The sequence below is a fragment of the Streptococcus oralis genome, assembly GCF_023109155.1.
Classification (GTDB): domain Bacteria; phylum Bacillota; class Bacilli; order Lactobacillales; family Streptococcaceae; genus Streptococcus; species Streptococcus oralis_BZ.
Genome location: NZ_JALDUA010000001.1, coordinates 366,840 through 384,018, shown reverse-complemented (window position 1 = coordinate 384,018; position 17,179 = coordinate 366,840). Strand labels below are relative to the sequence as shown.

Below are 17,179 nucleotides of genomic sequence, written 5' to 3'. Positions count from 1 at the left end.
CCTCTCCGGCTGTTTGTTCCTTTTTGATTCGAGTTGCTTTGAACTGCTGAAATCAAATCTCATTACTCTTCTTTACGTTTTGTCGCAAGGACCGCAGCAGATAAAGCGATGCTCACACTTGCTAAGAAGAGGGCTGCTTCTGAACCATGTTCTCCTGTAGCAGGAAGTTGCTCTTCTTTATCTTCCAGAGTTTTGGCATCAACTACTGGGCTTGGAGTGAGCGGGTACTCAGGTTTTTCAACTGTTGGAGCTGCTTGATCTCCAGCAGTAGCCAATACACCTGTGTAGGCTGGTTTCTCGTTTACCAAGGCTTGAACCGCATTGACGCCACCCTTAAACTCAGGGACTTCATTTGTAGCTGCTAGAACCGCATTGGCTCCACCCTTGTATTCTGGTAATTCGTGAACCAAGGCTTGAACTGCATTAACGCCGCCCTTGAACTCAGGAACCTCATGTACAGCTGCTTCTGCTGCATTGACGCCGCCTTTGAACTCAGGTAGGTCATGAACAGCCGCTTCTTCTCCAGCTGTTCCGTAAGGACCTGTATATTCAGGAACTTCAAGAACAGGAGGTTGCTCTTCACCCTTGCTACTTGTTGGAGCGTCTGGTTTGGTAGCAGAATCTTTTAATTGGTTGAGATAGTCTGCGAAGTAGGCCACCATTCTTTCCGTCAAGAGATGGTTATCCGTCGCATATTTCATGCTTGCCTGAACGCTAGCTACTTCCTCTTGATTGTCTTTGTCTGTTAATTTCTGCGCCTTAGCCAAAGCTGCTTCATAGCCAGAAATGTCAAAAGGTGTTTCTGCTACTTGCGGACGGGTAAAGATAAGCTCTGCTGCAGATTGGTATTTATCGCCACCATCTCCGTAAGTCTTGGTACCAGTAAGGACAATTTTCTTAGCCTTGATTGTCTTGCCAAAGTCAATGTCTTTTGGTTTGTTGTTATTTGGCCAATCTGTCACTGTGAAGGTATGTTCTTTACCAGACTCATCTGTGACAACCAGTTTCACATCTCGCAAGTTTCCATTTGAGTCAGAGGCACGTGGAACATAGCGAAGTCCTGTGATTTCAGTAGGTTCTTTCAAGACCATAGTTGCAGGCTTGCCTACATCTCCACCATTCCAAGATGTATGCCATAGGCTAGATACATTGCCATCAAAGGCATTCTCTAGGCCTTCACCTGGTTGGGCAGGCGCATCCAAACTTTCAAAGTCTTCTGCTACCAAGGCTGTTTTCTTCTGAACCAAAGCATTCTTCAAGGCTTCAATCTTGGCAATCTCTGCACGCGCTTCTTCTACGCTAATGTCATCATCTGCCTGACTGAGATTAAAGACCGCCTCTTTCAAAGCATCCATAGACTCTTTCGTATAGTTGGTCATGGCAACCGTTGGCAAGTAGTTCTTGAGAGCATTTTCTGTCAACATCTTACCTGTTAGGGTAATTTCCTCGATGTGAAGATTGTCCATCATGAAGTCGTTGTAACCACGGAAGTTGGCATTTCCGCCAGCATCTCCATGAGTATTGCTTGCGTTTCCAGTTGAGTAGATACCTACCCAAGTATCCCCTGTTTCTGCACCTGTCACGAGGAAGGTTACTTTCTTGGCTTTCTTAGAATCTGTCCAAGTATTTGGCAATTCATGCATTTCCAAGTTGCTTGCTTGACTACCACGACGACCTGACTGGAATTCTCCCTTACCAACTACAAAGGCATAGGTATTGTCTGATCCTGCTTCGTATTCAAAGGTTACACGATAAGTCTTACCAGCTTCAAAGCGGAAGTTTTGCGGAATAGTTTGGTAAACCAAGTTACGACGGCTCACTAGCCCATTTGTCTTCAATGACCAATTCCCTTCGATAACATCATCGACTTTCTTACCGTTCCAACCACGCTGTGTATATGGATCGTGTTTTTCAGACAAGTGAGTGCGGTTATCTTCAACACCTTCGACACCACCTACTACAAATGGGAAGATTCCTTGAGCTACATTTTCAAAGTCTTGTTTGAAGATGCCTTGACCTGTATCATGCTTGTCTCCGTACATGCTTGAATTATTTTCAAAGGTACGAATTTCATCAAAGTAAGTTGCTTCATCACCAGCTTCACGACTCAATGTCAGAGTGACATTTGATACGTCAGATCCAGTTGTAAAGAAGGCGTACATATTTTGGAAGTAACTTGTATCGTCAACTGTAGCATTTTCACGACGATTGTTATGAGCATAAGCTTTGATATAGTTGAGAGCGAGTGACTTATTGGTATAAGTAGTCACTTCTTTTTCGCCAGTATTCACTGTGATACTTGCCTTAGCATTACTACGGTTATCGACACCAACATAAACCGCATACTTGGTATTTGGTTTCAAGCCAGTCAGTTTCTGAGTAAGGCTGACCTTGCTCTTATTGCCTTGGATACGAAGCATTTCATTTGCACCCTGTGATTTGACAATTTCTGCCTTGGAAGCATCACCTGAAATGGTCCAGTGTTTCAAGGTACCGCTGTTAAATCCTTGGTCATAGATATGCATACCTTCGCTCCATGACATTTCAGGATTGCTTTGTTTTGAACGGTAAAGTACGTATGGTTGATTTGCGAGAAGGTCTAGGGTAATCTTACCATCTGTTACAGTGAGTTCTTGCTCCTCTGTCTTACCTTGGTCAGTTAGCTTGTAAAGGTAAACCTTGCTATTTGCCCAATCGCTCGGAAGTGTCCAAGTTGTTGCACCGGCCTGCGTATTGAAGTAGTACATTTTTTCCTTATCAGTAGGAAGTTTCTTACCATTCGCATCCCAGTTCCAAGGAGTCAAGTAAGCTGAGCCATCTTGGATGACACGCCCGTTGAGCGTTACTGTACGCTCACGGTATTGCGGGCTATTGACATCGTTTGACTTACGAGTCACAACAACCTTGTTTCCTGCTGCATCGACTAGCTCAACCTTCATTTCTGGAGTCCATTTATAGGTGCTACCGTTATCAGACATGGTAACTGGTGTACCATTTTCCCATTTACTTACAGTGAAGTGTTGGAAGTACTTGGTCATGACATCATGGGCAAAGAGGTTAGTCACGTAGCCATTGTAATCACTTCTTCCTTGCCAGCCTTCAAAGTCTTTCATGCTGTAGCCACCTAGAAGTGGGTAGTTGGCTGCACCACCGTAACTTCTGTAGTCCCCAACCCATGAATCTTTTTGGTGGTTGCGGATAAAGCGTGTGATGGCACTGTTGATACCTTTATTAGTGTAGCCACCATAGGTCAGGTCAGCTGCCCAGTGTTGGAAGGTAGAGTCGTATTCACCACCATGGCCCCACTCAATCGCAAAACGCCAGCCTTGTTTGTTAATTTCTTTAGCAAGAACGTGAGTAGCCCAGGCACCGTTATCACCAGATTGACCATTGCCCCAAACGTCCACATAGATAAAGTCGAGACCATCACCAAGTTTTTTCTTCAAGTCTTCCCAGCGAGCCAAGCGTCCATGCGCCAAGTCATAAGCAGCATCAATGTTGATACCTTGGTCTAGCCAGTTCCAACCATAGCTGTAGCTTCCATCTGGATTCTTACGAAGAATATTTTCATTAAAGTATTTAGACTCAGGATAGGTCTCAGATGCGTTCACGTGGATACCTAGATGAGCTCCATATTTCTTCGCTTTTTCGATCAAGGTCTTGAAGTCTTCAACACCACCAATACGTTTACCAATATCAGCATAGTTCAAGTGACCAGAGTCGTGGCCTTCACTACCATATCCTTTAAGGAGAACACCTTGCCCAAGACCATCTGTGTGGAGATTAATTTTCTTGATACCATCCAAGGTCATAAGGAATGGGTTTTGTGCTTGAGAACCAAAGTTCATCGCGATACGGTAAGCAGTGATATCCTTGACTTTTTCCCAACCTTGAGGGTTGTTCATGATGCTACGATAAGCAATGGCACCATCTTGCCAGTCGACTTTGTTGTCAGCATTGGCATCTTCGGTGATAACAACCTTGGCACTTGGCAGTTCCTTGGTGTATTCTGGGAAAACAATGCCCTTATAAGCTTTTTCCCATTGCCACTCAGAGCTGTGAATTCCGACATAGTTGGCATTTCCGACTGTTTCTTTATAAGCTGTCAAACGAGTCCAGTCATTCGAACCACCACCATAGCTATTTTGAGAATTACTCCAAACACCTGCAGCAAGCTTATCTGTAGAAACAAATCCATACATGTAACCCTTAGCCAAATCTTTCATTGGATTGGTTACATCGATATGATCATCCCCGCTGACATGGGTATTGTTTGACATGGTTGCCCCATCAAACTTAGCACCAGCTTGATCACTCGAAACAGAGACCAAAGCATTACCAAGGAAACTAATCGTAGAAAGCAATTTTCTTTCGTCATCAATCTTTTGACCTGGGGTGACTTGATTGTGGTTGACAATCTTGGTCACATCAAAGTGCAATTGATTATCCACAACTTGCAGACGAACCGTCATTTCCGCATTGATTAAGTGAGCATCATCGCGAAGCTTCATCACGTACTCTGCTGTTGTCTCATTGATTTTCTTATAAGTGACTTCCGGGGTGATTCGGTGATTATTGATAAAGACTTGGTTGAACTGTTGCACCTGTCCTGGCAAAGTATGTCCATTCAAGGTGTATTCCTTGACACGAGGGAAGGCTTGGTCAATCACTGCCTTGAGAACCTTAGACTGGATCGTATCATAAGTCACCTTGCTATCGTCAACGGCAGGACCTGTTTCTTTCTGGGCAGGAGTATCATCTGCTTTTACACCTTCTTGATTGTCTGTTTTAACGCTAACAACCGTACGGTCATTGCTATAAGTTCCTGCCTTGAGAAGGATCTTCTTCTCATTTTTAAGATTCTCATTAACAGCAGCTGGCAAAGTAACTGTATCAAAAAGTTTTACATCATTATTTGTTGCATTCAGCTGACCATCTGATTTTAAACTAATAGTCAGATGATTCACTGATCCATTTACTGGAGCTGCAACACGACCGCCCTGATACCATGTGCTGTTACCTGGAGTTTTGTATTCCCAGAACCAGCCACCTTGGTCATATCCAACAAAAACATTGTTCTTGGTATCTTTAAATTTCAAGAAGACACCAAAGCGTGATTTGCCCTTTTCAGAATCATCTTTGAAGGTTAAATCAACTGTCGCATTTCCATTAGCATCGACAGTCAATCCTTGTTTTTCAAACAAAGCTGGTTTGCCATCATTGTCATTTTGGGCCGTTGAAGACAATTGATTGTAGCGAACACCCTTTTCTTCACGAATAGTGACGGTTCCTTGTTGCTCTTTATTCGCTACTGTTTGCCATTCAGGAGTTACTGCCTTAGGTGTTTCAGGTTTAGTAGCTGCAGGTTTATCCTCTTTTGGTTTTTCTTCAGCCGGTTTTTCTTTCTCTTCCAAGTCTGCTGGTTTCACACTTGAAATTCCCTGTATGTGGTCCTGGATCCATTTTAGTTGAGCTGGTGAGAAGAGAATGCCTCCGCTCCGTTTTCCAACTACACCATTTTGGTGAACACCGACTAGTTTGCCTTCTGTATCAAAGATACCGCCGCCACTAGCACCCGGTTTTCCTCCTTGGTAACCAATCCCTTGGACACCTTCTCCGTATGGTTCCGCAAAATCAACTGTAGTATTGACAATCGGATTCAATTTTCCTTCTGGATAACCAAAGACATGGAGCTTATCTCCAATTTTCTTAACTACTGGCTTTTTAGTTACTTCAACAGGCGTATTTTCTAGAACTGTACGCAATCTCACAAGGGCCAAATCATTTTTGAAGCCTTTCAGATAGCCTTCACGATCCCAATGAATAATATCTTTCTTGCTAAACTTGACATCTGGCAATCCTGGATATGAGATGCTATAGATATCTCCATCCCCTTGGTCATTATCCACAACCTTACGGATATTGCCGTCTTGGCTATCCTTGATAAAGTTGTGAGAAACCGTCAAGACAAGGTCTTTAGCAACGACAATACCGCTACCTTCTCCTGATGGCGTCTTAATCTTAACAGTCGCGCCGTAGTTTAATTCCCCATTGGTCGTTTTAGCCACATCTTCTGGGACGAGCTTGCCAGTATCTTGGGCCAATTGATCCTTGTCAACTTCGCGCCCATTGTCTTCAGCTTTCTCCAACTTATCTTCTAATTCTTTTGGCAGATTGCTTGGCTTTTCAGACTTTTCTTTTTCTTGAGCCAACAACTCTTCTTCTGTTTGTGGGCCTTCAGTAGTTTCAGCTGAACCAGGATTCTGAGCGGCAGCTTCCTTGTCAAAATCGTGCCCCTCATCACTAGCCTTCTTATCCAAATCAGCTAGTTCACTCGGCAAATTATCTGTTGAACCAACTCTTGCTTGATCAGCTAATACTGGGCTAGCTGCGAAGAAAGTCGCTCCAATCATCACCGAAGCTACTCCAAGCGTAAACTTACGAATACTGAACTTACAGCGTTTTTCAAAAAATCGTTTATCCATGAACTCCTAAATCCTTTCATTTTCCAGTAAGCGTTTACATTTCGTTTTTAAAAAATACTCCTTTCTCTGAAAGTGCTCTGCTTAACTGTTATAAATAAAAAATAATTGTACTTTTAATATAACAAATAAAAGACCAGAAAGCAATAGGAAATAGGTAAAATTCACTAAAATTTTCTCTTTTCTGAACAGTGCTAACGCTTAGAATTTTAAGAATCGCTTTACAGCTATAAAAAAATTCTATCTCAAAGAATCTAATAAACAGTTTCATTTCAAAAACAGATTCTTATCGGATAGAAACCAGTAAAACAAGGACCGAAAATCAGATTTTTTATCATTTTTTTGCTATGATTAGATAGAATAAAAGTTAAGGAGAAGACAATGATATTAATTACAGGTGCAAATGGTCAACTCGGTACCGAACTACGTTATTTACTAGATGAACGAAATGTAGACTATGTTGCAGTTGATGTGGCCGAAATGGATATCACGAATGCTGAAATGGTTGAGAAGGTATTTGCTGAAGTCAAGCCAACTCTGGTCTATCATTGTGCAGCCTACACTGCTGTTGATGCTGCAGAAGACGAGGGGAAAGAACTGGATTTTGCCATCAACGTAACTGGAACTGAAAATGTAGCCAAGGCCTCTGAGAAATACGGAGCTACTCTGGTCTATATCTCGACAGACTACGTCTTTGATGGAAAGAAACCCGTCGGACAAGAATGGGAAGTCGATGACCTACCTGATCCGCAGACAGAATATGGGCGTACCAAGCGAATGGGGGAAGAACTTGTTGAAACCCTTACGTCACAGTATTACATCATCCGCACTGCTTGGGTCTTTGGAAATTATGGCAAAAACTTTGTCTTTACAATGCAAAATCTTGCCAAAACCCATAAAACTCTCACTGTTGTCAACGACCAACACGGCCGTCCAACTTGGACACGTACCCTGGCTGAGTTTATGACCTACTTGACTGAAAATCAAAAAGCATTTGGCTACTACCACTTATCAAATGACTCCACTGAAGATACCACTTGGTATGACTTCGCTGTCGAGATTCTTAAAGACAGTGATGTTGAAGTGATTCCGGTAGACTCCAGCAAGTTTCCTGCAAAGGCCAAACGTCCCCTCAATTCAACCATGAGTTTGGCCAAAGCGAAGGCGACAGGTTTCGTCATTCCAACCTGGCAAGATGCCCTCAAAGAATTTTATAAACAAGAAGTAAGAAAATAAAAGATTACGACATACATAAAAAGCAAGAGAACTCAAGGTCTCTTGCTTTTTAGTATCTGATTATTTAATCACTTGTTGTGTCTTAGCATAGTTGGCTTCGACTGCTTCTTTTTCAGATTTCCACCAGTCTTGGTTGTCTGTGTACCACTTAATGGTCTCTTTGAGACCTGCTTCAAAATTAGTAAACTCTGGCTTCCACCCTAGTTCATCACGGAGCTTGCTAGCGTCGATAGCATAGCGAAGGTCGTGACCAGCTCGGTCCGTCACATGATCATAAGCATCAGCTGGTTGCCCCATCTCCTTGAGGATGAGTTCCAGCACTTCCTTATTGTTCTTTTCACCATCCGCACCAATTAAGTAAGTTTCACCAATTTGACCTTTGGTCAGAATCGTCCAAACACCTGAAGAATGGTCATTGGTATGAATCCAGTCACGGACGTTTTTACCTTCACCGTAGAGTTTTGGCTTGATTCCACTCAAAATATTGGTGATTTGGCGCGGAATGAACTTCTCGATATGCTGGTAAGGACCATAGTTGTTTGAACAGTTGGAAATAGTCGCTTTGACACCAAATGAGCGCACCCAAGCTTTGACAATCAGATCTGAAGCTGCTTTAGTTGATGAGTAAGGCGAGCTGGGATTGTACTTGGTTTCAGCCGTAAATTTCTCACCTGGACCTTCTCCATGACCTGGCAAATCTTCTCGCAGAGGTAGGTCACCATAGACTTCGTCAGTTGACACATGGTGGAAACGAAGGTCGTATTTACGAGCTGCTTCCAAAAGAGTGTAAGTCCCAATGAAATTGGTGTGGATAAATGGACTCGGATCATTGAGCGAGTTGTCATTATGGCTTTCTGCCGCATAGTGAACAATGGCATCTGCTTGAGCAGCTAGCTTATCGACCAAGGTTGCATCTGCAATATCTCCAACAACCAACTCAACACGATCACCTAAAATTGCTTCAATATTGGCACGATTACCCGCATAAGTCAGCTTGTCCAGCACTGTCACATGGACATCTGGGAAGTTGTTATAGACATAATGAACAAAGTTAGAACCGATAAAACCAGCCCCACCTGTCACGATGATATTTTTGTATTCAGTCATTTTTATTCCCTAATTTTTTTACAAATCCTCTTTACTCAAAGGTTTGACATCCTTAAGCAGTGGATGATGTTTATCTGCTTCCGAAACTTCTGCTTCTGCTAGGTTTTCCCACTGGATGCCCAAAGCTGGGTCTGCATAGTTGACAAAAGCATATTTAGGCTTGAGTTCAAGTGCCCAGTAGTCATTGACCAGATAGCTATAAGAAACTGTATCCGAGAGGACTTGGAAGCCATTGGCTACGCCACGAGGGACAAAGATTCCCTTACTTGCATCAATCTCGGTCTGATAAACATTTCCAAAAGTCTCACCTTCACGTAGGTCAACCCAAGAACCCAGAACCTTGCCACCATCTGCTACTGAGATATACTTGTCCCAAGGTTCAGCATGGAGACCTCGAAGAACATTTTTGCGAGAAAAGCTGACATTGTTTTGCAGTTTTCCTTCAGCAAAGAAGCTTTCAGGGAAGCCAAGTGGTAGCATCTTTTCTTTCTGGAAATTTTCCTTAAACCAGCCACGATTGTCACCATGAACCGGAATGTCGAACTCTAACAAACCTGGAATGGCATCAATCTTGTGCACTGCAAGTGTTTTGCCGAAAAAATTATCTGTCATCTAGATTTCTCCAATCAAACGGAGCAAGTATTGCCCGTATTCATTCTTCTTGAGAGGTTGCGCCAACTTCAGCACATCTTCGCGGCTGATATAACCCATTCGGTAGGCAATTTCTTCTAGATTGGCAACCTGAACATTTTGCATCCTTTGAACCGTTTCGATATATTGAGAGGCCTCTAACAGGCTCTCATGCGTCCCTGTATCCAGCCAGGCAAAACCACGCCCCATAACTTCAACTGACAAATCCCCACGCTTCAAATAAGCATTGTTAACATCTGTGATTTCCAACTCGCCACGAGCACTCGGTTTTATCTGTTTGGCAATCTCCACAACATCATTATCATAGAAATAAAGACCGGTCACTGCATAGTTGGAGCGAGGATTCTCTGGTTTTTCTTCAATGGAAATGGCATTCATGTCTGTATCAAACTCGACCACACCAAAACGCTCTGGATCCTTCACTTGGTAGCCAAAAACAGTCGCGCCCTTCTCTTTCTTGGCTGCCTTTTGAAGCATTCTGCTCAAACCAGGTCCATGATAGATATTATCGCCTAAAATCAAGGCAACACTATCGTCACCGATAAATTCTTCACCAATAAGAAAAGCCTGAGCAAGTCCGTCGGGACTAGGCTGTTCCGCATAGGAAAGCTTAATCCCAAATTCGGAACCATCCAAGAGCAGGTCCTTAAAACGGGGCAAATCCTGTGGTGTTGAGATGATCAAAATGTCCTTAATCCCTGCCAACATCAAGGTTGACAAAGGATAGTAAATCATGGGTTTATCATAAACCGGCATCAGCTGTTTTGACGCAGCTCGAGTAAGTGGGTACAAGCGCGTTCCCGAACCACCCGCAAGAATAATACCTTTCATAATAGATTTCCTTTCTGGCTAATTACCTATCCTATATTCTATTTCATTTTGTCCCAAATTCTCTAAGGAATTTACTTCAATTTGGATAAGGCAGCTTTTAAATAGGCTCCGTCTCGAAGAGCAGCTCCAACTTTCCTAGCTTGTTCTGAAAGTTCCTTGTAGTCTTGAAGTGTCAAATCATCTAGTACTTTTTGGAGGTCGTGTAGAGAATCAACTGCAATACCACATTGCTTGTCTAGTACCAAATGTGTGAGAGCCGACCCTTTCCAGACTATTAGGGGAAAACCTGAAGCTAAGTAGAGAGAGGCCTTGTGCGAGTTGTTAAAGCGTAGGTAGTTTCCGTAAGAACCTTGGCAGGTTTCTGAGCTGTCTCCGTCCCAGACCAAACCAAAACTACCTTCAAGAGCAGCTGGGAGGTCATCCGGCATAAAGGAACCAAAGTAGGTGGTGTTTTTCAATGCACGACTTTCATCATAGCCCACTCCATACAAGTTATAGGCTGGTTGTTCTGGTAAATTATAAAGATAACCTGACTTTGCAGGGTTCAAATTTCCAGCTACGATAATAGGCTGGTCTTTTTGGAGATTTGGTTTTTCAGCAAAGTTTGGAATCAGATAGTCAAAAATCTCCAAGCTAACCATTTTATCTGCTGGCACTCCTTGACCTACCAGAACTTTCTTCATGATATCGTTATGAACGATAATGCCATCCACTGACATCAAAGCTTTCTTTTCCTGGAAGTAATTTCTCACTTTATGACGGAATTTTACTTCTGAACCTGCTGCATGACGCAAGGTTTCAATATCATGGATCAACAGATAGAATTTTGCTCCTCTTTTTTGCGCCTGCTTGATGAGTTGTGAGATGAAAAATGTATGGTGGATAATAGGGAACTGAATCACCAATTCATCTCCAGCTCCCAACTGATCAAACACAGACTTGGTCGCACGATATTTGTGTTGTTGAGCTTTAAAGAAATTCATCTTATACCAATTCTCAACCTTGAGCTCCAACCCCTCATAACCCTCTGAGATTAGAATAGTTTCCACGTCATTTCGTGCCTTACTCCCTGCATTCTTTTCATGTGCATTATGCAGAAATGAATCCTTCAGATAATATTTCACCTTTTCTCCCCTTTATCTGTGATATTCTTAGATGTTCCCTAGTTCTTCTTCTACCACATCCAATGCACGTTCAACAGTCACATGCATATCATAGTATTTATAATCTGCTAAGCGACCACAGAAGATAACGTGGCCATTTTTCTCAGCTTCTGCTAGATACTGCTCATAAATAGCATTGTTTTTGGCATCATTGATTGGATAGTAAGGTTCATCTCCTCTTTTCCAATCTGCTGGATATTCTCGAGTAATAACCGTCTTGTCCTGAGTCCCAAACTCAAAATGTTTGTGTTCGATGATACGCGTATAAGGAATATCACGTTCAGTATAGTTGACTACAGCATTTCCTTGATAATTTTCTTGATCCAGAATCTCATGCTCAAAACGGAGACTGCGATACTCAAGTTCACCAAACTTGTAGTCAAAGAACTGGTCAATCATCCCTGTGAAGACAATCTTAGTTGCTGAAGCCTCCAAGTTCTCCCGATCAGCAAAGAAATCTGTATTAAGCTCTACTTCGATTCCTTCCAACAACTTTTCGATGATGACATTGTAACCACCAATTGGAATCCCTTGGTAACGGTCGTTGAAATAATTATTGTCATAAGTCAATCGAACTGGTAAACGCTTGATGATAAAGGGTGGTAGTTCAGTAGCAGAACGCCCCCATTGCTTTTCGGTGTAACCCTTGATTAACTTTTGATAAACATCCGTACCAATCAACTTAATGGCTTGTTCCTCTAAGTTTTTTGGCTCAACATCTTGCATGTGTGTCGTCTGCTCAGCAATTTTGTCCTTGACTTCTTGGGGTGTCTTTGTCCCCCACAAAGCATAGAAAGTATTCATGTTAAAAGGCAGATTGTAAAGATGTCCTTGATAGTTGGCAATAGGAGAATTGATGTAATTGTTAAACTCCGCAAACTGATTGACATAGTCCCAGACCTTTTTATTAGATGTATGGAAGATATGAGCCCCATACTTGTGGACATTGATTCCTTCAACAGATTGGCAATAGATATTCCCACCAATATGTTCTCGTTTATCAATCACCTTCACCTTCTTGCCACGTTTGTTAGCTTCGTAGGCAAAGATTGCACCTGACAAGCCAGCACCGACAATCAAATAATCGTACATAAAATCTCCTTATTTCTTTAAAACACTTTTTAGTTCTTGAAAATCCAAGACACGTAAGACCAAAACCAAGCCACCATAGACTAGGAAGCCAAGGGCAGCATATATCAAGACATTCACAACAGACGAGAAGTGCATGAAAGTTTTTACAGAATACAAGGCGCCGTACATCAAGAGAGCAGCTAAAAATATTTTTAGCATAGATGGACGGATCTTAACCTCTTTTAGATACGAACGTGTAAAGTAGAGTTGGATCAGCCAGACCAAACCTTCAGTCGCAACAGATACAATTGAAGCTCCAATATAGCCCAGAGGCGGGATCAAGAGGAGATTCAAGCCCACACTAAAAACAGCTGGAATAGTTGTTGATAGCATAAATTCACGATTCTTATTGTGAGGAATCAAGATTTGAATTCCCATTATGTTAGTCCAGCCAATAAAGAACATTCTAAAGACCATGATGGCAATCGCATAGCGAGCATCTTGGAAGTCTTGCCCCAGGAAAAAATTGACAAAATCTTTGTTAACAATTAAAATCCCCGCAATCATCGGGAAGATAACCAAGTTATACACTAAGAAAGACATTTCATGTAACTTGTTAACCGCCTTTTGATTACCTGATGAGAGGAGATTGGAGACCCGAGGCAACATAACACTACCAAGCGACGTTACCAAAGTCAACAAAATATTCAATAATTTCAAGGCTTGATCATAGATCCCGACATCCTTGGTCGAAGACAAGGCACCCAACATGGTGCGATCTAGCGTGATGTAGAGTGAAATGGCAATCTGTGGCAGAAACAAGAGAATGACTGGTTTGATATGCTCTTTGGCATAGGCTATATCCAAATGCGGCTTGCGAATGTGCTCCCGAGCAGGAAGCCACATACTCAACTGACCTAGTAGATCATAGGCAACCAAGAGGATGATATACAAGTACAAGTCGGATGGTTTCTTAACAAATAGGAATATCGAAACAACACCTAGAAGTTTGACCATTGTGTTACGAGCTGTGATTTTTTTGAAATCTTCTAACCCTTGAAAAAGCCAAGAAATATCAAAACCACGAGACAGCAAACTAAAGCCAAGTATATAGGCAATTGGATTGTTCATCGACGGCACAAGTAAGCAGACAATGATATAAAGCGTAACTGCTAAACAGGTTGAAAGGACTTGTAAACTGTAAATACCCCAGAAGGTCTTTTCGACTTCCTTACGATGGCCGGAAATTTCCTTTGTCCCATAATTGGCTACTCCCAGCGTCGCCAGTAGGATAAAATAAGTCACGATAGAATTATAGTATCCGTATGACCCCAAATCATCCGAGGAGAAAACCCGAGTAATATAGGGTGTAGTAATGACTGGTAAAACGATTACTAACAGCTGATAAGAAAGATTATATAAATAATTTTTTAATACTTTCACAAGGAGTTCCTCGTTGTAGATTTCTTCGATTCAAATTCAATAACTGGCAAGGTTGCAAATAGAGTAAACATAAAAATATTATAAGACGGGCGAACCCAGAAGGCCTCAAACATACAGTTGACTGCTATTAAGGATAAGGCCGTCAATAGCAAATAATTCTTTTTGCGATAAAGAGACCAAGACCTAACTATGTATAACACGACCAATAAGAGAACTGGAATCATCCCATAGGTAAAGAGCATCTGAACGTAGGAAGAGTCTACATAGTCGTAGCTCAAAACGGATTCTGTACGCCCCCCATAACCGATAAATGATATGCCCCGAATCCCAAACCACTGCACTGCATATTTTTTTAGTGCCTCATGTCCTAGGTGTAATCTCATACTAAAAAAATTGTTTAGAGCCACATACATTGGATGAGACCAGGTAAATTTAGAAGAGAGATAAATCATTACTGAAGACGCTATACCAGCCGATAAAGGAAGTAAAGCAAAAAGCCGTCGCTGTTTATCATTTCGGAAATAAAAGTACAGAAAAATGAGCGCCATTACAGTAATAGAAGCGGCATTAAGCCTCGCATCGCAATATCGAATAATGAAATAAGCCAGACCAAATCCTAAGGCAGTCCGTAAAATAATGAATTTCTTTCTAAAGATATACGATATAGCTGTATATAGATAAAAACAGTGAGAAGCAAAATCAGTTGGATAAATAAAGCCAAATGAATTTCGAACAACGACTCCCGCAGATCGTGATTGGACAAATTGCAAGTTTGGAATAGCACCAATCACGGCCAAGAGCACTATCAATACAATAAAAAACAAGGCTACAACAGAGTATATTTTAAGTACACTTTCCATCTCAGCCTTGTAAAGAAAGACAAGCAGAAACATATACATCAATGCATTAAGGTTCCCAGTCTTATAGTAAACCATGCCCCCAGCAAAAAGAAGAATTGGTGCAAAGATGAGATAGCTTATAGAGTAGTGATGAATATAAGCAAATCGCATAGCAAGTAAAAGGACCGCAAAAAAAGGAACTAGATTAGGAATATTAGGTAAAACAGGAGCTAACATAGACGTATTGATCATATCTATGGAGACAACCACTATTAAAACTGCTGCAATTAGCAATTTATCACGTTCTAACTTTAACATTTTCTTTTTCCTTTTCTTCTTTCGTCCCTAACTCTTACTTAGGATTTTTTTAACTTTTTAAATTGATAATAGAGCCGCGGATACTTAGTAATTAAAACATAGAGGATCCTACGTTTCTTGCTAACTCTAGCATTCTTCAAGACAAGAGGCAAATAAGGCCTGGTTTCCTCCTGAAGTCTCTTGAATTCTACTGAATCCCCATCCTTAATCATCGTAAAGATAAGAAGACTTCCTGTAAAGAAGCGTGAAATGATAGCTTCTTGGAGTTCTGAACTCTCAGGATAGGTTGCATTCACAACCTCTTTTAAATGATCAATTGCTTCGTAAAACTCGTATTGTTTTGGAGTGAAAGCCGAGGCAGTAATGCTACCAGGTCTATGGTAATAATGGTAAATCGGAAGATGGTACAAGGCCACGGATTGGGCTTGGTTGAGATGCTCACTGATAACATAGAGGTCTTCGTAGATGCGCCCCTTGGGGAAGGGAGCTTTCTCAAGAAGTTCTTTCCGATAGAGTTTCCCACAAGCAGAGACCGTCACAAGGTCTCCATAAAGCATCTCAGTCAGAGCCTTTGCCTTGTCATAGACCTTAACTTGGTCTAAATCAAGCTGATCCAAGTGAAAATTTTGAAAACGATGATAGTGAGCTGTTGGCTCTACTTTGCCACTCACCATATCTGCTTGGGTACGACTTTGTAGCTCTGCTAGCAGTTCCAAGGCGCAGGGTTCCAGATAGTCGTCTGGATCTAGGAAAGTAATCCAGTCACCCTTGGCTTTTAAGACCCCATAGTTCCGAGCATCAGACAAGCCACCGTTGACCTTATGGTAGCTAGTCACCCAATCATATTGCTGGGCATACTGGTCACACAAGTGTCCTGAGCCATCACTCGAGCCGTCATCAATCAAGAGGACTTCCATATCCTTGTAAGTCTGATGTTCCAAACTCTCCATGGCATAATGAAGGTAGTTCTCCACATTGTAAACAGGCACAATTACCGAAATCATATTTTCTTTTCTTTCTCTTACTTAGTTTTACAGTTTAAATCTCAAATGAGCTTCTATCTGGAAGCAGTTGATCCATAGCCTTGATAAAGTCTGTCATCACCTGCTCCTCGTCTTGAATGTTAAATCCATCATTGATACACATAATTTGGTATTTGCCAGAATTTAGTATCTTCCAAAAATCTGGTCCGGCATTATCCAAAGAAAAGAGTCCCCCCAACTTAGGATTTCCGACAGCGTATTGACCACTGGCAATCTGCCAATACTTAAAGAGCCAAACATTGGTATCAGAAGGATTTCTAAAGCGACTAGCCGAGGTTCTTTCCAAGACAGCTTTTTCCTTTTCCCATACCAAGTTCATCGTTGATCTTAGTAGAGGATAGGGCAGATGACTCTCCCAGAAACCACAGATAAACTGACTATTTCTGTATAGTAGCGACTTAACGATACTTTTTAATCCCTGCTTTGGATCAAAGAATTGGCCATTCTTCAAAATTTCATTTCGACTGAAATAGCTAGTGACAATCTCCATGTCATTTATCTGAAAATTCCCCGTTCCATATCGCTCAGGAATAATCGGTGAAAGAGCCGTATTATATTTGGGTAAACCATCCTCTGAGAAAAAATCTGTCGGCTCGACTGGAGCTGTCAAATACATATCGTCATTAAAAAAAACAAAATGCTCAGAGAGTCCGGGGATCCGATGGATATTACTTTCGATAGGATTGGCAGAAAAAACTGGCAGGTAGTCATTGCAGATAATCTCTGTATGATCTACCAATACCAATTTATCACTGTTTAACTCTAACCAGCTTGGCTTTTGCTGGTCGGTCACGAGGTAGACCTTATTAACCCAAGGAGCAAATTTTTCAACTCCTCTAAACCAATATTTAAAGGTCCCCCATTCTCGGTAAGCCTTGACTGAATTCATACTCTGTTTAGAAGTATTAACCGATCCATCATAGCTTGATTTTTTTTCTTGCCACACAGGATCATTCCCATCAACCCAAGTAACAACAAAATCTATTTTATTCATA

General features: G+C 41.7%; 11 protein-coding genes. 1 reads left to right on the top strand and 10 read right to left on the bottom strand.

Annotation, left to right across the window (positions count from 1 at the left end):
* Nucleotides 1-62: 62 nt before the first annotated feature.
* Nucleotides 63-6,485 (bottom strand): SpGH101 family endo-alpha-N-acetylgalactosaminidase, encoded by a 6,423-nt coding sequence (locus M1F63_RS01930; RefSeq protein ID WP_247940590.1) that lies wholly within the window; start codon nt 6,483-6,485, stop codon nt 63-65.
* A gap of 378 nt (nt 6,486-6,863) precedes the next feature.
* Here M1F63_RS01930 and rfbD point away from each other — a divergent pair, with 378 nt between their 5' ends.
* Nucleotides 6,864-7,718, top strand: a complete 855-nt coding sequence (gene rfbD / locus M1F63_RS01925; RefSeq protein ID WP_049501014.1) for a dTDP-4-dehydrorhamnose reductase — start codon at nt 6,864-6,866, stop codon at nt 7,716-7,718.
* 60 nt (nt 7,719-7,778) lie between these two features.
* Here rfbD and rfbB read toward each other — a convergent pair whose 3' ends face one another.
* From rfbB to M1F63_RS01880, 9 genes are all read right to left on the bottom strand, one after another.
* The gene (gene rfbB / locus M1F63_RS01920) at nt 7,779-8,825 is read right to left on the bottom strand and encodes a dTDP-glucose 4,6-dehydratase (RefSeq protein ID WP_049501012.1); all 1,047 of its coding nucleotides are present in this window, start codon (nt 8,823-8,825) and stop codon (nt 7,779-7,781) included.
* An 18-nt stretch (nt 8,826-8,843) separates the two neighbouring features.
* Nucleotides 8,844-9,437 carry a dTDP-4-dehydrorhamnose 3,5-epimerase family protein gene (locus M1F63_RS01915; protein WP_070837855.1) on the bottom strand — a complete coding sequence of 198 codons (594 nt, stop codon included), beginning with the start codon at nt 9,435-9,437 and terminating at the stop codon, nt 8,844-8,846.
* Complete coding sequence (gene rfbA, locus M1F63_RS01910) at nt 9,438-10,307, bottom strand: glucose-1-phosphate thymidylyltransferase RfbA (protein WP_049519434.1); 870 nt, start codon at nt 10,305-10,307, stop codon at nt 9,438-9,440.
* A 71-nt stretch (nt 10,308-10,378) separates the two neighbouring features.
* Nucleotides 10,379-11,431 carry a glycosyltransferase gene (locus M1F63_RS01905; RefSeq protein ID WP_247940589.1) on the bottom strand — a complete coding sequence of 351 codons (1,053 nt, stop codon included), beginning with the start codon at nt 11,429-11,431 and terminating at the stop codon, nt 10,379-10,381.
* A gap of 27 nt (nt 11,432-11,458) precedes the next feature.
* Nucleotides 11,459-12,562 (bottom strand): UDP-galactopyranose mutase, encoded by a 1,104-nt coding sequence (glf, locus tag M1F63_RS01900; protein WP_070837852.1) that lies wholly within the window; start codon nt 12,560-12,562, stop codon nt 11,459-11,461.
* A gap of 9 nt (nt 12,563-12,571) precedes the next feature.
* Nucleotides 12,572-13,984, bottom strand: coding sequence for a flippase (locus M1F63_RS01895; protein ID WP_247940588.1), 1,413 nt, complete (start codon nt 13,982-13,984; stop codon nt 12,572-12,574).
* Entirely contained in the window at nt 13,981-15,141 is a 1,161-nt protein-coding gene (locus tag M1F63_RS01890) for a hypothetical protein (RefSeq protein WP_049501002.1), read from the bottom strand. Before M1F63_RS01890 ends, M1F63_RS01895 begins: the two co-directional genes overlap by 4 nt.
* 38 nt (nt 15,142-15,179) lie before the next feature.
* Nucleotides 15,180-16,145, bottom strand: a complete 966-nt coding sequence (locus M1F63_RS01885) for a glycosyltransferase family 2 protein (protein WP_049501000.1) — start codon at nt 16,143-16,145, stop codon at nt 15,180-15,182.
* Nucleotides 16,146-16,179: 34 nt separating this feature from the next.
* Nucleotides 16,180-17,178, bottom strand: coding sequence for a Stealth CR1 domain-containing protein (locus M1F63_RS01880; protein WP_049500998.1), 999 nt, complete (start codon nt 17,176-17,178; stop codon nt 16,180-16,182).
* Nucleotide 17,179 lies beyond the last annotated feature (1 nt).